Below are 20,902 nucleotides of genomic sequence, written 5' to 3' on the forward strand. Positions count from 1 at the left end.
GCGCCGTGCGGACGCGCGTGGCCCCGCGGCCGCGTGTCCGCGCGCGACACGTCGCGGGCCGCGGCGGCCCCCGCGGGTCGGGGGACGCACGACGCGCGGCCCGGGTGACCGCGACGCACTACGCACATTGACCGGCGGCGCCGCGAATCCGCGCTCGCCGCCGCGTCGCCGCCCGAGCCGGTCGCGCGAGCGAGCATTCGCGCGCGCCCCCGGGCCGCGCCGGCGCCCGCGCGAATGCGCATTCTCGTCGCCTTGACACCCGCGGCAGCGCCTCCTAGCGTCGCCCGAGGTTTCGCCGTGCCCCGGACCGAGCTGAACATTCACAGCGCCGACGTGCAGCAATTCGCGCCCGGGCACGAGAACGTGACCTTCGTGTACGACCCGGGCAACCCGACGCATTACGACTCCTACGAGTTCGAGATCAGCGACCGCCAGGGCCGGGTGGTCTACCGCGCCCGGACCGTGGGCCTCTACGACGGGACGCTGTGGGACGGCCGCGGCGACCACACCGCGCCCGACGCCGCCATGCGCTTCGTCAGCCCGCTCGACTCGCCGTACCGGGCGCGGCTCTACGGGGTCGAGAACCCGGCGCCCACGGCCTTCTTCGCGGCCTCCCTGCATTTCTTCGCCAGCGCCAAGAACAAGCTGACGAGCCTGGTCAAGGACGCGCCGCCGGTGCCGACCGTGCATCAGGTCGCGGTGCTCTATCACTCGCTCGAGCTCTCGCTCGGCGAGTGGCTGCCGGCCGAGGAGGTGGCGCGGCTGGGCGGCGTCGTCGCCGGGCTCGCGCCGACGTTCGCCGCGGCGACGCTGACCGACCCGGACATCATTCTTTACACGTGGTACCGCCTCGGCGCGCTGGGCTACTTCCCCGGCCCGCAGCCGACGCCGCCCTCGGTCACCCCCGGCCTCGAGCTGGCGATCTTGCGCTACAAGCGGAACCACCCGGAGCTGTCGCGCCGGCTGTTTCACTACGACGCCAGAGGCGACGACGTGCTCGCCCCGTGGGTCGACGCGCCCGGCGGGCTCAAGGCGATCACGCCCGACCTGCTGGCCGCGCTGCACCGCGGCGATCGTCACCGTCTCGACAGCGCCGGCAACGCGGCCGAGTTCATCCTCGGCGACGCCCGCGTGTTCACCGACGCCAACCGCGACGAGCCGCTCTACCTCGACGCCGAGCGCTTCTACGTCGGCATCGACGCCGAGTTCAACCCGGACCGCAAGGTCGCGGTCGAGCAGGCCAACCTGCCGCGGCCCATGCTGCCCGTCCGGGCCACGGTCTACCTGCAAGACAGCGCCGGCAACCGCGCCCCCGCTGCCGGGTTCGGCGCGCTCGGCGACTTCCGGATCCGCTGGACCTGGACCGACCGCGCGACGCGGGACAACGGCCTGCCCACGGCCCAGCCCGATCGGCCGAGCCGCACCAAGGATTACGTCGACGCGGCGGTGCAGGCGCTCGGCGGAGCGGTCGCCAGCACCTATCACAACGCGCGCTCGATCGTCGGCGGGATCGTCACCGGCATCGCCGTCAGCGACGTCGTCGCCGCGCTCGAAGCGTGCGCGCCGTACCCGGCCGCGAACGTGCCCACGGGCCTGGAGACGCGCCCGCACGTCGACCCCAATCACAAGAGCTGCGCCCCGCAGTCTGTCGTGTACCTCCACGCCTCGCGCGTCGCCGGCGACAGCTTCAAGCTCGCCGCGGCGCTCGACCTGTCGCACGCGCACGCCAGCGTGCAGGCGGCCCACCCGAACGCCATCACCGCGGCGACCGGCACCTTCGAGCTGTGGCGACGGATCCCGATGGCCGCGTTCATCCAGTGGGGCAACACCCCCGCGGCGCCGAACTGGAACGCCATCGCCGCCAAGTTCGCGCCGGCCTTCATCGAGATCGTCCCGCCGGTGCGGAGCTTCGCCCTGTCGGCGCTGCAGCCGGGCGACCTCGCGGCGCTGAAGGCCTCGTACGAGAGCTTCACGCAGGATCAGAGCAAGTCGTGGTTCACCCCGAACGAGGACCCGGGGATAAACTCCGACTTCGCCGAGTTCTCGACGGCCGCGTTCTTCCCGTTCGACCCGCGCTCCGTCGAGTTCCGCCACCTCGCCGCCCACGGCGCCGCGCAGTTCAGCGCGCCGGTCAACGTGATCAACGACCTCATGGTCGGCGCCCTCGCGTCGGCGCTGGTCAAGTGGCGGCGGGCCTCGCTCGGCGGGGCGCCGAAGGACCCGGTGAAGGTCCGCTACAACATGTTGGCGCTGTGGAACCAACCGGCCCGGCCGGCCTGGCTGCAGGCCGTGGCGCAGCACTTTCTCACCGAGCTGAACCTCGTCTACAACCCCGCCGGCATGGGCTCGTGCCGCGCCGTCGGGCGGGCCGCGCGGGTGGTGCGGCCGCTGCCGCACACCACCAACCTCGTCGGCCTGCCGGCCAGCCGCGTCGACATCCTCAACGAGATGCTCGTCGCCGCGGTCAACCCCGCGACGCCGGCGGAGGTCACGGCGCTGCGCAACTTGATGCGGCAGCTGACGAAGGACATCGCCGAGACGACGAAGCTCGCGCAGAAGGCCGGGTGCCCGTCGCCGATCCATCCGTGCCTCGAGCGCTTCAGCGTCCACTTCGCGCAGTTCTCGGCCGCCGGCGCCAACGGGCCGCCGCCGGGCGCCTACCCGGCGCTCGCGCCGGAGCTCGAGGCCGACGACGACGCGCGCTACTGCCGGTCGGTCGCCGCGTACGAGACCCACCTGTTCCGCGACCGCGTCAACTCGACCGTCGGCTCGCTCGCCACCAAGTCGCTGGTCGAGGAGTTCTACGAGATCGCCCGCCACCCCGCGGCCCCCGGGACGCGCCCGGGCGCCGGCCTGACGATCGTCTATTACAAGGCGCACCCGACCCCGGCGCCGGTCGACACCGGGGCGCCCAACAGCCTGCAGAACCTCACCTACGGCACGTCCACCGGCGTCAGCGACGGGGTCTGCATGGTCTGCTCCGACCTGCCGATGGACCAGGAGCACCTCGTCACCCACGAGATGGCGCACTGCCTGTTCCTGCGTCACTGGCAGAACGCGCAGGACACCATCGACGCCGACTTCTCCAACCCCGACGACCACGACCGCGCCGACGCCAACTGCATCATGAGCTACGCGGCGTGGGACTACGCGTCGAAGTTCGAGGGGCGGGACCCGTGCGAATCGCACTTCAAGACGACCCGCTATCGCCCGAACTTCTGCGGCAAGTGCAACCTGAAGCTGCGCGGCTGGGACATCCACGCCGGCGCGATGCCGGCGAGCTCGGCGGCGCTGCGCCTCGTCGAGCCGGCCCACGTCGTCGCGCCGGTAAACCAGGTGAGCCTGCCCGATCCGGCGCAGCTCCACGTCGACATCGAACACCTGCTGCAGAACGTCCTGGGGGTCAACCCGCAGCGCGACTTCACGCTCGATCAGGCCAGCCTGTGCGTGCAGAGCAACCCGGCGCTGCGGACGATCCGCGGGGTGCCCAAGTACGAGTGGAGCCCGTGCCCGGCCGTCGATGCGCTGACGGGGGCGCCGCTCCAGGTGTCGCCTGCGACGTACGTGCCGGACGGCGCCGACCGACCCGAGGCCGCGGTGTTCGCCGGCGACAACAGCGGATACGCCTGCGCGTGGGAGCGGCACCACGAGTACCTGTTCCTGATCGGCGGGGTCACGGCCGGCGACGGCCGCGGCGGCGGCTCGATGGGCCTCAACGTCCACCACGCGCTGTGGGGGGCCGACGTGCCGCTCCACGAGATCGTCCACGTGTACCAGGATTGGGACCACGACAAGATGTTCCACGAGGGGCTCACGGAGCTGTTCGCGTTGATGCTCGCGCATCACCGCTACGCGACCGCGCCGCACCTCCAGGCCCACCTGTTCCTCAACCTCAACCCGAGCTACATCCAGTTCCTCCACTTCGTCGCCGCCGAGCTGCTGCCGCGCCTCGGGGTGGCGGCGCTCGCGAAGTGGTACTTCCAGGGCACCACCGCCGAGGTCGACCCTGCGCTGCGCGGCGGCGCCGACTTCGGCAAGCTCAACGCGGCGCTCAACGCGATCAAGGACGACCACGATCCCATGCCGGCGGCGGAGCTGCTCGGCCCGCGGCCGCTCGCGCCGCCGCCCTCGCCCAACCCCTGGCCGACCAGCTGGCGCAGGCCGCGGTGCAGTCCTACGACGCGTTCTTGTTGCAGCGGAAGAACGCGCTCGGCATCAACAGCAACGACCCGGCTCTGGTGGCCCGCGCCATCCGCCTGCGCAACGTCATCACGACCTACGAGGCCGCGATCCAGTCGGCCGAGCAGTTCCGCCAGCACGTCACGGCGACCGATCGGGTGCACCGGCTCGAGCCGTGGCTGGAGACGACGAAGCGGCAGGTCCTGGGCCTGCGCGACAAGCTGCCGGCGTAGCGCCTAGAGCGGCTCGTCGCGCCAGAGCCGGCCGCTCGTGCCCGCGGCCGGCAGCGGCTCGCGCTCGTCGTGGTAGCGGCGGAGCGCCGCGAGCAGCTGCGGATCTCGGAAGTCGCCGGTCTCGGGCAGACCGCAGCGCCGCTGGAACGCCGCGATCGCGGCTCGCGTCGAGGCCTCGTCGCCGCAGGCGAAGCCGAGGTTGCCGAGGCGGTGCTGCACGCCGCGCTGCAGGTCGAGCGGATCGACGTGGCCGATCCGGATCTCGAAGCGCGTCCGCGCCGGACCGATCTCGAGGATCGCCAGCTTCGCCGCCGGCGGGACCGTCTCCTCGAGCACGGCGTCGGCGTCGGTGCGGCCGCGGCGGATCACGCCGTCGATCCGGAGCTCGTAGTCTTGCTCGCGCTGCGGCGCGCCGGCGACGAACACCTGCAGGCGCAGCAGCGCCGGCGTGCCGCGCTTGACGAAGCGATGCACGTCGTCGGTCGCGACGTCCTCCTGGCGGACGCGCTTGTCCGGGATGAACACCACGTCGCCCGGCGCGAGGATGTTGGGGTCCTCGCGCTCGGCCTTGAGGCGCGCGTTCTCCGGGTGGTTCCACAGGGTCAGGGGAAGAACCCGTACGCGTCGGCGATGCTGGAGACCCCTTCGCCGGGCGTCACGACGTGCTTCGGCATGCTGCGGCGACCATTGTAGTGCGCGCGCACGAGGCCCGGCAAGCCGCGACGGGGCCGCGCCTTACCGGGCTGAAATGCACGCAAGCGCGAGCGCGTGCGCTGCGGCGCGAGGTCTTCGTCGGGCAATCCCGACGCGGGTCTCGGACGCCGCGCGGACGAGCCCGGCGCTCGCGACCCGTCACGATCGCCGCGAGACGGGGCGTGCGGCCCGGACGTCGCGCGGGACGAGATCGCGCGCGGGCGCGCATGGCCGGGCCCCCATGCTGGGGCGGATCGCGTGGGTTATAAACGAACCCGGCGGAGGTCTGCGTGAACGCGGCGACGAACCCGATCCTGGCGTCGGTCCAGGAGCTCCTGGACGGCCTCGACGACGAGACGTACCGCAACGTGGAGCTCAGCGTCCGCGATCACGCCGTCCACGGGCTGGGCGCGGAGATCAGCGTCGAGACCGAGCTGCACCTGATCCTGCTGTCGAAATACATGGCCGCGGCCGACGGGGTCAGCGGCGCCGAGGTCACCGGCCTCAAGCGATTGATGGACCGCCACGGTCTGCCCGAAGTGGCGCAGCGCCACCTGCTCGAGTTCGACGTGTCGACGGTCCGCCCCGAGCACGTCGCCGAGGTGGTGCAGCCGCACAGCTCGCTGGCGCTGTACATCCTGTCGGGCGGGACCCTGCTGGCCGCGCTCGACGGTCTGTCGGGCGCCGAGCGCACGCGCGTGCGGGAGGTCGGCGAGCAGCTCGGGCTGTCGGCGGAGCTGATCGAGGTGGTGCTGGCCGAGGCGTGCCTCACCGCCGCGGCGCTGCTCAAGGGCGACGAGGCGACGATCGGGCTGATCCGCCCGCTGCGCCACGCGATCTTCCGCCTCATCTGACGGGCGAGCAGGAGCTCGCGCACCTGCGGTGCGACGGCCGCGGCAGGTCGGTACCGGCGAGCTCATGCGTCGCGACTTTGGACCCGTAGCGACGCGATGGCGGCTCTGCACCGGGGTTCATCCGCTCGTTCGCCCACGTCTCGTAATGCGCGGAGAGGGGCACGAATGTCCCGCGGCCTTGGGTTCATTCGACGGTGGGTGCGGCCAGCGTTTCACGATTCGTAGGTCATTGACAAGAAAATTTTTCAAACTATTTTAAAAGGCATGCTCGACATCGCCGTCATCGACGATCCGGCGGCGGCCACCGTCGCCCTCGACCCGGTGCGTGGCCGGCTGCTGGCGGAGCTCGCGGCCGAGCCCGCCTCCGCGGCCAGCCTCGCCGCGCGGCTCGGCTTGCCGAGGCAGAAGGTGAACTACCACCTGCGCGCGCTGGAGGCCCACGACCTCGTGCGGGAGACCGAGCAGCGGCGCTGGGGCGGCCTCACCGAGCGCCTGTTCGTCGCCACGGCCGGCTCGTACGTCGTCTCGCCCGCCGCGCTCGGGCCGGTCGCCGCCGATCCGGGGCGCACCCGCGATCGGCTGTCGGCGGGCTACTTGATCGCGCTCGCGGCCCGCGTCGTGCGCGAGGTCGGGGCGCTGTGGCGCCGGGCCGTCGACGCCGACCGGCGGCTGGCGACCCTCTCGATCGACACCGAGGTCCGCTTCGCCTCGGCGAGCGAGCGGGCCGCCTTCACCAAGGATCTCACTCTGGCGATCACGACATTGGTCGCCCGCTATCACAATACCTCGGCGCCCGGCGGCCGCGACTATCGCCTGCTGGTGATGGCGCACCCCGGCCCGCCGACGCAGCACGAAAGGAGCGCCATGCCAGTCAAGAATGACGCCGAGAAGCGATGGGTCGAGCTCGATGTGATCTTCCCCGGGACGCCGGAGCAGCTGTGGCACGCGATGGCCACCGGGCCGGGCATCAGCGCGTGGTTCACGACCACGACGGTCGACGCACAGGAGGGCGGCGCGATCGCGTTCGACTTCGGCGACGGCGCGGTCTCGCGGGGCACGATCACCGCGTGGCAACCGCCGGCGCGCCTCTGCTACGAGGAGCGCGAGTGGAAGGACGGGGCCCCGCCGGTGGCGACGGAGATCTCCATCCGCGCCCGCTCCGGCGACACCTGCGTGGTCCGCATGGTCCACAGCCTGTTCACCGCCGAGGACACCTGGGACGACGAGCTCGAGGGCTTCGAGGCGGGCTGGCCGGGCTTCTTCGAGGTCCTGCGCGCGTACCTGCAGCACTTCGCGGGGCAGAAGGCCGCGGCCTTCCGCGCCTCGGGCGTGGTCGCGGGGACGCATCACGACGCGTGGCGCGAGGTGAGCCTGGCGCTCGGGGTGTCGGGTCCCAACGTCGGCGAGCACCGCACGACGCCGGTCGACGCGCCGACGCTCACGGGCACGGTCGAGCGGGTGCAGCAGGGCGCGAAGACCTGCGAGGTGATGCTGCGCCTCGACCACCCCGCGCCGGGCATCGCCGAGATCGGGACGTACTCGTGGGGCGGCAAGGCCCGCACCGCGCTGAGCGTCTATTTTTATGGCGACGGCGCGAGCGAGGCCGCCGCGGAGGCCGAGCCGCAGTGGCGCGCGTGGATGGCGAAGCGCTTCCCCGAGGCGAGCCCGAATCGCCGAAGGCGTGAGCGCCCTGACATGAATGGCGGCATTCCGCCATTCCTGCGACCGTCCGCGTGAAACGGGGCGGGGCGAGAGCGAGGCGAGAGAAGGCGTGAGCGCGCCGCGGGTACGACGTGCCCGTTCGCAGCCCGATGACCCTGCCCAAGGAGGGGCCGCATCACACGACCGGCTTCGCCTCGCACGAGGCGGGCCGGTGCGCCCGCGAGATACGAGCGCTCGTTCGTCCGCTCGCGAGCGCAGCCGCGGTCGGCGGATCGGTTCAGAACAGGGTGTAGACGAACGGCGCGACGTAGGCGAGGCCGCCGGTGAGCCACAGCAGCACGCCGGCGAGCAGCAGGACGAGGAGCAGCGGCGCGAGGACGAAGCGCGCGGGGTGGAGGAAGTGGAGGACGAGGCCGCCGATCGTGCGCAGGCGAGCGGCGAGGCGGCGCAGCAGGCCGGGGCGCGGCGGACGAACCACGGGGGCGGTCATGCGGTCCTCGCAATCGCAAGCGGCTCGAAGCTCGGAGGGACGAGGTGGTCATGCGGTCCTCGCAGCGGTGGGCGACTCGAAGGCCGAGCGGGCGAGGCGGCCATGCGGTCCTCGCAGTGGGGGCGAAGGCCGAGCGGGGCGGGGCGGCCATGCGGTCCTCGCAGTGTGGGCGAAGGCCGAGCGGGGCGGGGCGGTCATGCGGTCCTCGCAATCGCTGGCGGTGCGGAGCTCGGGGCGTGCAAGTCGGTCATGCGGTCCTCGCAATCGTGCGCGGCGCGGTCATGGGGACCTCTCGATCAGCAGATCTTCGATGACGAGGGCGTCGACGCCGTGGCGCAGCCAGAAGGCCAGGGCATCCTCGGCGCCGGCGACGATCGGCTCGCCCGCGCCGTTGAGCGAAGTGTTGAGGACCACCGGGTCGTGGCCGAGGGCGGCCAGCTCGCTCAGCACGGCGTGCAGCTCGGGGGCGCGCGCGGCCTCGACGGTCTGCAGGCGGGCGGTGCCGTCGCGGTGGGTGGTCGCGCCGAGGCGGCTTTGCGTCGCGTCGCGCACCCGCGCGGTGGTGGTCATGAACGGGGTCATGTCGTCAGGAGCGGCATTGAAAAAATCACCTGTCCGTTCGGACAGGACGGCGGGGGCGAACGGGCGGAACGGCTCGCGCTCCTTGATCAGCCGGTTCATGCGCTCGCGGGTGGCGGGGTCGCGCGGGCAGGCGAGCAGCGAGCGCTGGCCGAGGGCGCGCGGGCCCCACTCGAAGCGTCCGCGGGCGTGGGCGACGATCTTGCCGGCGGCGACGAGGCGGGCGACGTGGGCGGCGGGATCGTCGACGCGGCGGACCGGGAGGCCGAGCTCGCCGGCGATGTCGTGGGCCCGGGCGGCGTCGATCGGCAGGCCGAGGGCGGCGCTGCGCAGCGGTGCGGGGCGCGGGTCGCCGCGGCCCTTCGCGGCCAGCAGGGCGGCCCCCAGCGCGCCGCCGGCGTCGCCCGCGGCCGGCTGGACGAACACGCGCGAGAAGCCGGCCTCGGCCTGCAGGCGGGCGTTGGCGAGGGCGTTGAGGGCGACGCCGCCGGCGAGGCACAGGTGGTCGGCGCCGGTCAGGACGCGGGCCTTGCGGGCGAGCGCGAGCAAGATGTCCTCGAGGACAGCCTGCAAGGTCGCGGCGACGTCGGCGTAGTGGCGGTCGTCGGCGCGCTCGAAGTCCCACGGGCGCCCGGGCGGGCGGCGCGGGCCGAGCAGGCGCTCGAGCGCGGGGCCGAAGCCGAGGTCGGCGTCGCTCATGTGGGCGAAGCAGGCCAGGTCGAGCTCGTAGGCGCCGTCGCCGGTGAGGCGGACGATTTTTTGGAAATGCTCGCGCAGGCGCGGCTGCCCCCACGCGGCCAGGCCCATGACCTTGTACTCGCCCTCGTTGACGGCGAAGCCGAGGAAGGCGGTGAGGCCGGCGTAGAGGAGGCCGAGCGAGTGGGGGAAGTCGACGCTGGCGAGCAGCCGCAGGTCGTCGCCGCGGCCGTCCCAGATCGTGGTGGCGTGGGCCTCGCCGACGCCGTCGACGACGAGCACGGCGGCGCGCTCGTACGGCGAGACCAGCAGGGCGCTGGCGGCGTGGCTGCGGTGGTGGTCGAAGCGGACCACGCGGTCGCGGGCGACACCTAGCCCTTCGGACAGGTGATCGAGGACCCAGATCTTGCTGCCGAGCTGGCCGGCGAGGGCGCGCGGGAAGGCCCGCCAGGTCCGCGGCAGGTGGCGCAGCAGGTGGACGAGGACGCGCTCGAGCTTGGCGAACGGTTCCTCGTAAAAGGCGACGGCGTCGAGGTCGCCGGGCTGCAGGCCGGCGTGCTGCAGGCAGGCGAAGGCGGCGGCCAGCGGCAGGCCGGGGTCGTTCTTGATCCGCGACAGCCGCTCCTCCTGGATCGCCGCGACCACCTCGCCGTCGACCACCAGCGCGGCGGCGGCGTCGTGGTAGTGGGCGGAGATGCCGAGGACGCGGGCCATGACGCGATCACTCGGACGCGGGCAGAGGCCTCGCGGGCGCCTCGGCGCGCAGGCCAGGGCGGATCGGCCGGACCAGGCGCACCAGCAGGGCCAGCGGCGCGGCGAGGACGTAGAGCGCGAGCGTGAGGGCGAGGTAGACCCGCTCGGCGACGAACCGCCCGGCCCGCAGCCAGCGGCGCCCGAGCTCCCAGCGGGCCACGCGGCGCAGCGCCCGACGGGCCTCGACCTCGCCCGCGAGCGCGACCAACAGCTCGCGGGTGTACTGCCCGTGCCGCCGCTCGTCGACCAGGATCGTCTCAAAAAGGGCCGCGTCCTGCTCGCGCGCCTGTCCCTTGAACCATGTGACGTAGGCCTCGAACTGCCGCCGCGCCCGCTCCTCGCCGAAGTGGACGAAGGCGAGGAAGTCGCGCTCGCCGAGCAGCTCGAACAGCCGCTCGGAGTCGGCCCGCAGCGGCGGCAGCACGAACGGCCGCGCCGCCTCGCCGGCCAGCTTCGCCGCCCGCCTGGCGAACATCTGCGCGTGCCGGGCCTCGTCGTCGGCGTGCCGCAGATAAGCGGCCGCCCGCGCCGGCGACGACGTGCGCGCCGCCGCCAGCCGCAGGTCGAGCATGCTGCCCTGCTCGGCCAGCGCGAACGCGTACAGCTTGCGCGCGCTGCGAGCCGGCCCGCGCCAGGCCAGCGGGCTGAGCAAACGCGCGAGCGCGCCGGTGACGTCGCGGCTCATCGCGCCGGCCTCCGAGCGGCGATCGGCCCCGTTCGCCGTGACCCTCTGCCGGTCAGCGATATGTGCTTTTGAACATGTCCATATAGACATGTCCTGAAGGTCGTCCGATGCAGGCGCACGTGTCGCACTTCACCGGGCGGCGGCCCGGCTGAAGCCGAGGTCGCCGTCCGCTCCGGCCTTCGCACGTACGCCGGCCCATCGAGGTCGGCGCGAGTGTCTCTGCAGAGAGAGGACACGCCGTGAGTGACGCGAGAAGGCGTCTGTTCGGCGGCCAGGCCAGGCCGTCGCAGGGGCATCGAACTGCCGGGGTAGGTCCGGGGCGCGTCGTCCGAGGCGAGGCCGTCGCGCGAGTCCTCGCGGAGAGAGGACACGCCGTGAATGGCGCGAGAAGGCATCTGTTCGGCGGCCAGCCCTGGCCGTCGCAGGGGCATCGAACTGCCGGCGTAGGCCCGGGGTGCGTCGTCCGAGGCGAGGTCGGCGCGAGTGTCTCTGCAGAGAGAGGAGACGCCGTGAATGACGCGAGAAGGCGTCTGTTCGGCGGCCAGGCCAGGCCGTCGCAGGGGCATCGAACTGCCGGCGTAGGCCCGGGGTGCGTCGTCCGAGGCGAGGTCGGCGCGAGTGTCTCTGCAGAGAGAGGAGACGCCGTGAATGACGCGAGAAGGCGTCTGTTCGGCGGCCAGCCCTGGCCGTCGAACAGGCGCCCGACGGTCGACTTCTGGCGACGGTTTATCATCGGAGCCGAGTTCGGCGGGTCGGCCTCTCACGGCTGCAGCCGTGCCAGGGGTTCGGGGAAGGGGCGGCGACGAATACGAGGCAGGCTGGGCGCGAGGCACGAGCGTCCAGCCAGACGCTGAACTCGTCGCCGCCCCTTCCCGGACCCCCCGCGAGGCGCAGTCGGCAATACGCGAAGCGTCACGCCCGGGTCTCCGCGGTCCCGAACCCCGCGAGGCGCAGTCGGCAATACGCGAAGCGCGACGAGAGGCTCTCTGCAGGAGCATCGGCGAGGCGCAGTCGGCAATACGCGAAGCGCCGCGCCCGGGTCTCCGCGGTCCCGAACTCCGAGCCTCACAAGCACACGCCTCCTCCGTGCCAAGGCATGCAGCGCTGCCCGCCCTCGCACGGGTGATTCTCGTCGCAGGGCGTCCGGCAGCGGTTGCTCGCGAATGCCAACACATGACCCTCAGGACACGTCGGCGCGAACAGCGGGTCGTTCTGCACGCAGGCCAGGCGGGCCGCGCAGTCCTTGTCCTCGGCGTACTTCAGCGTGCACCCCGCGATCAGCGACGGGTCGCCCCACAGGTCGCTGCACACGCTCTTGCAGTCGTAGACGTCCTGCTCGTACTCGTCGAACAGCTTGCCGACCTGCGGGCACAGCTGCTCCTTGCGCGTCTGCGCGTGGCAGGCGCAAAGACCCGCGATCGCCGCCTCCGTGGCCGCGTCGGCCGGCGGCATCGTCAGCTCCGCCTTGACGAATTCGCCGGCGAACTTCGGCTTGCCGTCCTCGCCCGCGGGCCAGCGGATCTGCAGATCTTGGACCTCCTTCTTCCAGTAGAAGCGGGCCGTCAGCGGCTCGCCGACGGTCAGCGGCGTCACCAGCGACAGGCTGTCCGGCGTCCGCATCGCCATCGTCGCCGGGGTCGCGCCCTCGCGGACCACCACCCCGCCGAAGCCCTCCCCGGCGGCGCGGCGGCGGCACTGCACGCGCAGCCACTCGCGCTCGATCTGGGTCGAGCAGCCGAGCGCCGTCGAGCCCACCACCTTCACCTCCGGCGCCGAGGTCCACTCCGCGGCCGTCGGCACGAACGAGCGCCCCGGGGGCAGACCCGGCTGCGGCCGCTCCAGCGGCACCGCCAGCGGCGTCTTCAGGCGATCGGCCAGCGCGGTCGCGAACGCCGCGTGGCCCTTCGCGGTCATGTGGATGTCGTGATCGAGGAACGCCCCCGGCTGGGCCGAGCGCAGCGCCGCCGTGACGTCGACCGCGCGCAGGCCGAGCGCGGCGGCGTCGGCGACTAAATCATCGAGCAGGATCAGCGAGTCCTGCATGTCGGGCGCGTCGCTCACGTCGTATTTGGCCCACTCGCCGGAGTCGACCTGCACGTCGATCGGCAGGGCGACGACCACCAGCTCGGCGCCGTACTCGTCGCACATCGCCTTGAACTGCTGCAGGTACTCGTGAAAGCGCGACGGCGGGCGGCCCTTTGGCGGCACCCCGGCGGCGATCTCCTTGCGCAGGCGCTGCTGCTCGGCGAAAAGGTCGGCCTCGGCCTTCACGAGGTCCTTGAGCTCGCTCTTGCCGGCCTTCTCCTCCTTCTTGAGCTGCGCCGCGAGGTGGTCGTTGCGCAGCTTGGCGGCCTGGCGGATGAGGCTCGCGGTGACTTGCAGCGAGCGGCTCGACTCGCCGTAGTCTTCGCGGACGATGTCGCCGGGCTTGCCGCGGGCGACCTCGAGCTGGAAGTTGCTGACCTTCCCGTCCTCGCTGGCGGCGGCGAGCTTGCGGTCGATGGTCACGCGCTGGTCGGCGATCTGCTTGTCGACCGCGTCGAGGCGGGTGCGCGAGCCGGTGAGCGCGGTGACGGCGGTCTGGTGCTCGGCGTCGGCGGCGGCGCGGGCGGTGCGGCTGGCGAGCACGAGGTCGTCGAGGCCGCCCTCCGAGGGGGTGCCCACGTCGACGGGGCTGCCGAGCTCGGAGTCTTCGGGGATCTCCACCGTCCCGCGCGCGTGCAGCCAGCGACGCAGCGTGTAGAACGCGTGCGACTTGGAGAACAGCCACCTGCGGCCCGGGAACTGCGTGACCTGGGTCGGCGCCGTCTCGCTGCGCACCGCCCAGCCGTCCCACACCGCGTGGCGCTCGCGGTTGGGGCGATCGATCTCGAACGGATCGTTCACGAAGTTGAGGACCACCACCACCGTCTTCGAGCGGCGCTCGGCCAGCAGCTCGCGCGCGACCGCGAGGTACTCCATCGGCCCGTAGGTCGGCACGCCGGCGTTGATCACCGGGCGGCCGGTGAGCTGGGCCAGCTGGGCCGAGAACGTGCGGTCGTCGTCGACCCCGAGGCCGAACACCTGCGAGTCGCCGACCACGATCACCTCGTCGCCGCCGGGGGCCGGCCACTCGTCGCCGCGGTAGCCGCGGCCGTTGACGTGGATCGTCGACGACGGGTTCGGCTTCAGCTGGAACTCCATCGTCGCGCCCGGCTCGAGGCGGACGCCGAGCTCGGGGTCGGCGACGTAGAAGTTGACGTGGGGGAACGCGCCGCCGTCGCGCACCGAGAAGGCGACCTCGGTCAGCGCGAGGCCGAGGCCGAGGCCGAACAGCAGCTGGAAGGTGATCGACAGGGCCCGCAGCCCGCGGCGGCGCGGCGTGGGGCTGGGGGGTTCGGCTCGCTGGGCCATCGTCGCCTCGCTCGGCCCGCGGAGTACGGCCGGTCACGGTGAGGGTATTCCGGATCGCCGGCGAAGGGGTAATCCCGCCGCGAGACGCGCGGAAACGGCCACCCGGCGCGCGCGGACGCCCGAGTCCGCCGGTCCGGTCCGCGGCTCGTCGCGGCAACGCTCGCCGCGCGCGAGTCGAGATGTCCACGAAGACATGTTCATAAGGACATGACGCAAGGGGAATGTCCTCCAAGGCATGTGGGAAAGATCTACAGGTGCGGGCGATGCGGATCAGGTGCGACACCGAGGCGCGTCGACGTGATGAATCGCGGCGGCGGTCACGCGACGCGAGAGGATCGCAAGCTCGCGTCGCAGCGCGCGGCCAAGACGTCACGTGGCTGCGCGGGGGTGACGTGCTAACCCTCGCCGTATGCAGCGTTCTTGGCATGTACATAGAAGTTTCACGGCCCTCGCGCTCGGCGGGGCGTTGATGATCGGTTGCGGCGACAATGGCGGCGCGACCGAGGGGGCGACCACGAGCAACTCCACGACCGAGGGGGCGACGACGGACGGCCCGACGACGACGGCTTCGACGACGACCACGACGGGGACGACCGAGCCGACCACCGGGGCGCCGACGAGCGGCGAGACGAGCGAGAGCACGACCGGGTCGGAGACCGATCCGCGGGTGGCCGACTGTCTGCGGATCAACGCCTGCGAGGCCGACGGCGGCACGCCGATGGGGCTTCAGGCCTGCCTGGCGCACGCGCTCGACCTGCCGTGGAAGTGGGCGTCGACCGGTTCGATGCTGCTGGCGATCGAGGCGATGGATGCAAGCTGGCCGCGCCCGACTGCGAGACGGTGCGGGCCTGCACGCCGCCCGCCGAGGCGCACGCGGACGCCTGCACGGAGAAGCCGGGCGAGGGCCTGTGCGTCGGCGACGAGTGGGTCCTGTGCGACTTCGAGGGCGGGCCGATCGCGGCGATGGACTGCGCGGCGGCGGGGCAGCAGTGCGGGACCCAGATCTGGGCCGGCTGCGGGCTCGAGACGTGCGAGTACGGGGTGACGGAGTCGACGTGCGACCCGGACGACCCGGGGGTGCTGATCGAGTGCAACCCGGACGGGTTTTTGGAGCGGGTCGACTGCCGCACCCAGAACAACTTCGTGTTCATCAACGGCATGGACGGCGAGAAGCGCTTCACGATCGCCGGCGAGGTCTGCGGCTTCGACCCGATGCGCAACGCGAACGCGTGCATCGGCACCGGCGAGCCGTGCGACTTCTTCTCCCAGGAGTGCGACGGCGACGTGCTCGAGACGTGCGCCGGCGGCAAGCTGAGCCGCCGCGACTGCGCGACGGTCGAGCCGCTCGGCCAGAGCTGCGGCTACCTGCAGGAGGGCCCGTTCGCCGGCGGGGCCTCGTGCGGCCTCGTCGACACGCAGTGCGGGCTCGATGCCCCCGAGAGCTGCGACGGCGCGACGATCTCGTTCTGCGACTGGGACCAGCCGGGCACGATCGACTGCGTGGCCGAGGGCTACTCCGGCTGCGCGACGGCGGACTACGCCGGCCGCACGATCGCCTACTGCACCCCGTGATGCAGGTCCCGGGCGGGCCGCGTCGGCCCGCGCGGGTGACCTGGCGCTCGCCGTCGCCGGGCCGCAGGGCCGGCGCGGCCGCGGATGCTCGCCGGGTCGGGCAGGGACCGACGAGGTCGTGCCCGTGCCCGGCAGCGCCGCCTCTTCGTGCTCGCGGCGCGGGCCCGGGGCCCGAAGGGCGCGAGGGGGCCTCGGCACCCGGCTGACCCGCGCACCGGAGCCGCGTCGCCCGAGGCCGAGGAGCGGGGGGAGCGGTGTCACTGTCAGATGTCCTTCGGGACATGTACGGGGTGGAGCGAAGGCGAAGGCTCCAGGACGCCCGGGACCCCGCCTGCGGCCCGGGGCGCCGCTTGCGAGGGGCCAGGGCGCTTGGTAGAAGCGGCGCCGATGTCCCCCGCGTCCCTGTCTCGTCCTCTCGTCGGTTTGGTCTCGTCCGTGCTCCTGCTCGTCGGCTGCGGCGACAACAAGGACCCGCTCGACACGATCGGCAACATCACCGCGTCGGCCGGCCCGACCAGCAACCCGAGCGGCAACCCGAGCGGCAATCCGAGCGGCGGCGACCCGACCGGCGAGGTGACCGAGGGCGGCACCGAGAGCGCGAGCGCGACCGAGACCGGCGGCCCGACGGAGGGCACCACCAGCAGCGGCGGGCAGTACGGCGACTGTCCGCAGTACATCCTGTGCGTGGTGGCGATCAACCCGGACTCGGCGTCCGAGGTCGAGATGGCCTACGGGCCCGAGGGCACCTGCTGGACGACGCCCGAGCTGACCGAGGAGTGCCTGGCGGCCTGCTCCTCGGCGCTCGCCAACTACGGGGTGCTGTTCCCCGACGAGCCGGCGTGCCTCGGCAGCGGGTCGACGTCGACCACCGACATCAGCACGACCGGGCCGCTGACCACCACCGAGTGGCCGGGCACCTCCGAGCCGAGCACGTCCTTCGTCACGACCGAGTCGGAGACCACCGGCGAAAATTACGGCAACTGCGGCTGGGACGCCGCCAACATGTACTACGGCTGCGGCGGCGCCGGCCCCGACCCGGACGGCGTGAGCCCGATCGACTGCCCGCCCGACGTCGCGGAGGGCGACGCGTGCAGCGCGGACACTGCGGTCAACGGCATCGGCTGCTGCATGCCCAACGGCGACAACTTCTTCTGCGGCCAGGACAACGTGGTCTATCTCGACCCCTGCGGCTGAGCGGCCGAGCCGGGGAGGCTACGGGTCGCCGCGGCGGCCCGAGACTCCCGTGCACGACCTGGACCCGTGCGGCTGAGCGGAGCGCCGGGAGCCGCCGCCGGCGATCGATCATCGCAGCTCGCGGCGCGCGCGAGCGAGGTTCCACGGCGGGCTCGCGCCGGCGGCCGGGTCCGCGCGAGGGCGGGCACGCTGCGTGGAAGTCACACCGGAATAGCGACAGCACGCGAGCGAGGTTCCACGGCGGGCTCGCGCCGGCGGCCGGGTCCGCGCGAGGGCGGGCACGCTGCGTGGAAGTCACATCCTGGTAGCGACAGCTACCCGGGGCCGCGAGAGGTGTGCTGCGGCGACCAGTCTCATGGGACATGCTCTCGTGAGCAGGTCCTCGAGGACATGTCGATCCATGCATGTCCTTGGGGACATTGACGCTCCGGCGCCCGGCGGCCCCGTCAGGCGGCCAGGCCGGCGGCGTCGCGCAGGCGGCGGGCGAACAGCTCGGCCATGCGGGCGGCGTGGGCGGGGTCGGGCCAGCCGAGCTCGCGCGGGGTGGCCGCGGCGGCGCCGCGCGAGTTGCCGGGCAGGTCGAGCAGCGCGCGGGCCTGCAGCTCGGCGACGGCGGTCTGCTGCGCGGGCGTCAGGCGGTCCCACAGCCAGGCATGGAGGTCCCAGGCGAGCTGACCGTGGCGCAGCTCGTCGGCGGCGATCCGCGTGAACAGGACGCGCAGCTCGAGCGAGCGGGCGTGGGCGGCCTGGTGGGCGGCGACGACGGCGGCGAACGCCTCGGACACGCAGCCCTCGACCGCGTTGTGGCAGGCGACCGCGAACAGGTCGTCGACCGGCGGGTCGGCGCGCGGGGGCGGGACCTCGGCGCCGTCGCGGAGGGCCAGCGCCTCGAGGGCGTCGGCGTGGCGGACCTCGTCGGCGGCGGCGTCGCGGCAGCGGCCGACCAGCCCGGCGGGGGCGCCGCGGCCGGTCAGCCACGCTGCCAACTCGCGGAACGCAGTCACGGCGGCGCGCTCGAGGTGGGCGTGGACCGCGAACCAGCCGGCCCGCGACTGCACGGCGATGTCGGCCTCTTTGTGGCCCTGCGGGCGGCGGCCGGTGCAGAACTGGAACGGCGTATAGGTGGCCGTGCAGGTGACCGTGATCTCCTCGACGCCCTCGGCCCAGGGCTTGGAGGGATCGGTCTCGGGGCCCTTCGCCTCGCACTTCTCGATCTCGTCGAGCACCTCCGCGGCGACGACCCGGCAGGCGGCCTCGCAGCGGGCCTCGTCGGTATCGCCGTCCTCGCGCGCGTTCTTGAGATCGGGGCCTTTTACGGTCCCCGTGAACTCGCTGGTGTCGGGCTCGGGGTCGGGGCAGCCGCAGCCGGCCGCTTCGAGGGCGAGCACGGCGGTGGCGATGGCGCGGAGACGGACGTGAGGACGACGAGTTATGGACATGACGAACCTATCATCCGGAGCGTAGCCGAAACCAAGGCCGCGGATGTGCGGCGGTCCACTACTTGAGCCGGACGATCGGGATCGTCAAGCGCAGGCGCCCTGTAATCGGCTTACGCCCGCATTCCTGGAGCCTCGTGGCCGCTCTGGGCCACGTATTCGCTGTAACCACCGCCGTACACCCGCGGCTCGCCGGCGCCGAGCTCCAGGACCCGGTTCGACAGCGCGGCCAAAAAGCGGCGGTCGTGCGAGACGAACACGATCGTGCCCTCGAAGTTCGACAGCGCGCCGACGAGCATGTCCTTGGTCGCCATGTCGAGGTGGTTGGTCGGCTCGTCGAGCACCAGCAGGTTCGGCGGGTCGTAGAGCATGCGCGCCAGGACGACGCGGGCCTTCTCGCCGCCCGAGAGGATCCGGACCGGCTTGTCGGCGTCCTCGCCGGAGAAGCCGAAGGCGCCGGCCAGCGCCTTGAGCTGGCCGATCGAGGCCAGCGGGAAGGCGGCCATCAGCGAGTCGATGACGGTACCTGTCCCTTCGAGCAGGTCCATGGCGTGCTGGGCGAAGTAGCCCAGCTTGACCGCGGCGCCGATCGTGACATCACCGCGGTCGGGCTGGGTCTGGCCGGCGATCAGCTTGAGCAGGGTCGACTTGCCGGCCCCGTTCTCGCCCATGATGCACCACCGCTCCTTGCGGCGGATCATCAGGTCGAAGCCCGAATAGATGATCTTCTTGCCGTAGGCCTTGTGGACCCCGCTGATCTTGACGACGTCGTTGCCGCTGCGCGGGGCGACGCGGAAGTCGAACGACAGGACCTTGCGCCGCCGCGGGGGCTCGAGCTTCTCGATCTTGTCGAGCTTCTTGACCCGCGACTGCACCTGCGCGGCCCGCCCGGCCTGGGCCTTGAACCGCTCGATGAAGCGGATCTCCTTGGCCAGCATGGCCTGCTGGCGCTCGTACTGGGCCTGCTGCTGGGCCTCGCCGAGGGCCCGCTGCTGCTCGTAGAAGTCGAAGTTGCCGCCGTAGGTGGTGAGCTCGCCGCCGTCGATCTCGAGGATCTTGGTGACGATCCGGTTGAGGAACTCGCGGTCGTGGCTGGTCATGACCAGCGCGCCCTGGAAGTCCTTGAGATAACCCTCGAGCCACAGGATCGACTCGAGGTCGAGGTGGTTGGTCGGCTCGTCGAGCAGCAGCACGTCGGGGCGCATGAGCAGGATGCGGGCGAGCGCGACCCGCATCTTCCAGCCGCCGGAGAGCTTGCCGACGTCGCCGTCCATCATGTCCTGGTCGAAGCCGAGGCCGGCGAGGATCTCGCGCGCGCGCGAGTCGAGGCCGTAGCCGCCGAGCTCCTCGAAGCGGGCCTGGACCTCGCCGAAGCGGGTGACGAGGGCGTCGAGCTCGTCCATGCGCGCGGGGTCGGCGAGCGCCTGCTCGAGCGCGGCCAGCTCGGCGGCGACCGCCGCGACCGGACCGGCGCCGTCCATGGTCTCGGCGACGACGCTGCGCCCGGCCATCTCGCCGACGTCCTGGCTGAAGTAGCCGAGCGAGATGTTCTTCTCGACCCGCACCTGGCCCTCGTCGGGGCTCTCGGTCTGCATGACCATGCGAAAGATGGTGGTCTTGCCGGCGCCGTTGGGCCCGACGAGCCCGACCTTCTCGCCGCGGAACACGGTGGCGGAGGCCTCGACGAACAGCAGCTGGCTGCCGTGCTGCTTGGAGATGGCGTCGATGTGGATCACGGGCGCGGAGACTACATGAGCCGCGGCGGGGAGGCCTCGCGCGGGCCGTGCGGTGATGCACGGCGTGAACGGCGCGAGACCGCGAGGGCCGGCGGAGACGGCGAATTCGCGGCCCTGGAGCCTGACCCGCCGGCGACTTCCGCGACGGCGGTCAGGTGTACATCTCGACCTCCTCGAGGGTGGCGCGCAGGGTCGCAAGCTCCTCGGGGCCGGCTCCCAGCCTGGCGGCCATGTCGAGCTCCGGGGCGAGCCGGTCGGCGTCGGCCTCGCGGTTGTAATAGGCGCTCAGGACTTTTTCGCCGGAGCCGTACGGGCCGGCAGAGTTGTGCGCGCGCGTGACGGCGCGAGCGTGGGCCTCGCGGTAGCTGTGCCGCACCTCGGCCGGGACGCGCGGGTCGGCCAGCGCCTGCCGCAAGGCGTCGACCTCGGTGCACAGCCGCAGCAGCAGCTCGACGACGGCGTGGTGACCGGCGCCGAGCTGCATGTGGTGCACGAGGTCGCGGAAACAGCTGAAGGAGGTGCGGTCGCTCATGCGAACCAGGATGCGGCCGCGGTGCGAGGACGTCGAGAGGGGCGCGCCGAGAGCGAAGCGCGGGGGCGCTCGTGAGGCGCGCGGCGGAGGCGGATGATACCTGGCCGAAAGGACATGCAGGAGACGCGGGCGAGCGAATGCGGCGCCTGGCTGAAGAGACAGGCGGCGGCGCGAGGACGGCATGTCCGAAGAGACATGTGCGGCCCGTGCGCCTG

13 protein-coding genes and 2 pseudogenes are annotated in these 20,902 nt (G+C 72.4%); 7 read left to right on the top strand and 8 right to left on the bottom strand.

The genetic code is table 11. The features are described 5' to 3' along the window. Positions 1 to 297 precede the first annotated feature (297 nt). Entirely contained in the window at positions 298 to 4,419 is a 4,122-nt protein-coding gene (locus tag OV079_RS45140; protein WP_267776074.1) for a hypothetical protein, read from the top strand. Here OV079_RS45140 and OV079_RS45145 read toward each other — a convergent pair. Beyond that, complete coding sequence (locus tag OV079_RS45145) at positions 4,416 to 4,940, bottom strand: peptidoglycan-binding domain-containing protein (RefSeq protein WP_267776075.1); 525 nt, start codon at positions 4,938 to 4,940, stop codon at positions 4,416 to 4,418. The genes OV079_RS45140 and OV079_RS45145 overlap by 4 nt on opposite strands. Before the next feature lie 455 nt (positions 4,941 to 5,395). Between OV079_RS45145 and OV079_RS45150 the strand changes: the two genes are divergently transcribed. From OV079_RS45150 to OV079_RS59670, 3 genes and pseudogenes are all read left to right on the top strand, one after another. Further along, a complete protein-coding gene (locus OV079_RS45150) occupies positions 5,396 to 5,959 on the top strand; it encodes a hypothetical protein (protein ID WP_267776076.1) in 564 nt (187 codons plus the stop codon). A 264-nt stretch (positions 5,960 to 6,223) separates the two neighbouring features. Next, positions 6,224 to 6,799 (top strand): annotated as a pseudogene (locus OV079_RS59665) (helix-turn-helix domain-containing protein); the annotation flags it as partial. Positions 6,800 to 6,895: 96 nt separating this feature from the next. Then, positions 6,896 to 7,696, top strand: a pseudogene (locus OV079_RS59670) (SRPBCC family protein); the annotation flags it as partial. A 202-nt stretch (positions 7,697 to 7,898) separates the two neighbouring features. Here OV079_RS59670 and OV079_RS45160 read toward each other — a convergent pair. From OV079_RS45160 to OV079_RS45175, 4 genes are all read right to left on the bottom strand, one after another. Continuing rightward, positions 7,899 to 8,042 carry a DUF5989 family protein gene (locus OV079_RS45160; RefSeq protein WP_420829587.1) on the bottom strand — a complete coding sequence of 48 codons (144 nt, stop codon included), beginning with the start codon at positions 8,040 to 8,042 and terminating at the stop codon, positions 7,899 to 7,901. Positions 8,043 to 8,390: 348 nt separating this feature from the next. After that, positions 8,391 to 10,100 (bottom strand): carbamoyltransferase family protein, encoded by a 1,710-nt coding sequence (locus tag OV079_RS45165; protein ID WP_267776082.1) that lies wholly within the window; start codon positions 10,098 to 10,100, stop codon positions 8,391 to 8,393. Positions 10,101 to 10,107: 7 nt separating this feature from the next. Further along, positions 10,108 to 10,824, bottom strand: a complete 717-nt coding sequence (locus OV079_RS45170; protein ID WP_267776084.1) for a ferritin-like domain-containing protein — start codon at positions 10,822 to 10,824, stop codon at positions 10,108 to 10,110. 1,065 nt (positions 10,825 to 11,889) lie between these two features. Continuing rightward, positions 11,890 to 14,217 (bottom strand): alginate O-acetyltransferase AlgX-related protein, encoded by a 2,328-nt coding sequence (locus tag OV079_RS45175; RefSeq protein ID WP_267776085.1) that lies wholly within the window; start codon positions 14,215 to 14,217, stop codon positions 11,890 to 11,892. Positions 14,218 to 14,686: 469 nt separating this feature from the next. Between OV079_RS45175 and OV079_RS59675 the strand changes: the two genes are divergently transcribed. The 3 genes from OV079_RS59675 (at position 14,687) to OV079_RS45185 (ending at position 16,983) form a co-directional block, all read left to right on the top strand. Further along, positions 14,687 to 15,262, top strand: coding sequence for a hypothetical protein (locus tag OV079_RS59675; RefSeq protein WP_420829588.1), 576 nt, complete (start codon positions 14,687 to 14,689; stop codon positions 15,260 to 15,262). Beyond that, a complete protein-coding gene (locus OV079_RS45180; protein WP_420829456.1) occupies positions 15,181 to 15,789 on the top strand; it encodes a hypothetical protein in 609 nt (202 codons plus the stop codon). The genes OV079_RS59675 and OV079_RS45180 overlap by 82 nt, the downstream gene beginning before the upstream one ends. 435 nt (positions 15,790 to 16,224) lie before the next feature. Continuing rightward, positions 16,225 to 16,983, top strand: a complete 759-nt coding sequence (locus tag OV079_RS45185) for a hypothetical protein (RefSeq protein ID WP_267776089.1) — start codon at positions 16,225 to 16,227, stop codon at positions 16,981 to 16,983. A gap of 446 nt (positions 16,984 to 17,429) precedes the next feature. On the opposite strand, the gene OV079_RS45190 is transcribed toward OV079_RS45185, so the two are convergent. From OV079_RS45190 to OV079_RS45200, 3 genes are all read right to left on the bottom strand, one after another. Beyond that, entirely contained in the window at positions 17,430 to 18,422 is a 993-nt protein-coding gene (locus OV079_RS45190; RefSeq protein WP_267776091.1) for a hypothetical protein, read from the bottom strand. Between the two features lie 110 nt (positions 18,423 to 18,532). Beyond that, a complete protein-coding gene (locus OV079_RS45195) occupies positions 18,533 to 20,155 on the bottom strand; it encodes an ABC-F family ATP-binding cassette domain-containing protein (RefSeq protein WP_267776093.1) in 1,623 nt (540 codons plus the stop codon). Positions 20,156 to 20,306: 151 nt separating this feature from the next. After that, positions 20,307 to 20,687 (bottom strand): hypothetical protein, encoded by a 381-nt coding sequence (locus OV079_RS45200; protein WP_267776094.1) that lies wholly within the window; start codon positions 20,685 to 20,687, stop codon positions 20,307 to 20,309. Positions 20,688 to 20,902 lie beyond the last annotated feature (215 nt).

The sequence above is a fragment of the Nannocystis pusilla genome (assembly GCF_026626665.1).
Classification (GTDB): Bacteria; Myxococcota_A; Polyangia; order Nannocystales; family Nannocystaceae; genus Nannocystis; species Nannocystis pusilla.

Bases quoted from the DNA above. Each gene is read 5' to 3' on its own strand.
- OV079_RS45165 (WP_267776082.1), bottom strand. From the start codon at position 10,100: ATGGCCCGCGTCCTCGGCATCTCCGCCCACTACCACGACGCCGCCGCC.
- OV079_RS45170 (WP_267776084.1), bottom strand. From the start codon at position 10,824: ATGAGCCGCGACGTCACCGGCGCGCTCGCGCGTTTGCTCAGCCCGCTG.
- OV079_RS45175 (WP_267776085.1), bottom strand. From the start codon at position 14,217: ATGGCCCAGCGAGCCGAACCCCCCAGCCCCACGCCGCGCCGCCGCGGG.
- OV079_RS59675 (WP_420829588.1), top strand. From the start codon at position 14,687: ATGATCGGTTGCGGCGACAATGGCGGCGCGACCGAGGGGGCGACCACG.
- OV079_RS45180 (WP_420829456.1), top strand. From the start codon at position 15,181: ATGGACTGCGCGGCGGCGGGGCAGCAGTGCGGGACCCAGATCTGGGCC.
- OV079_RS45190 (WP_267776091.1), bottom strand. From the start codon at position 18,422: ATGTCCATAACTCGTCGTCCTCACGTCCGTCTCCGCGCCATCGCCACC.
- OV079_RS45200 (WP_267776094.1), bottom strand. From the start codon at position 20,687: ATGAGCGACCGCACCTCCTTCAGCTGTTTCCGCGACCTCGTGCACCAC.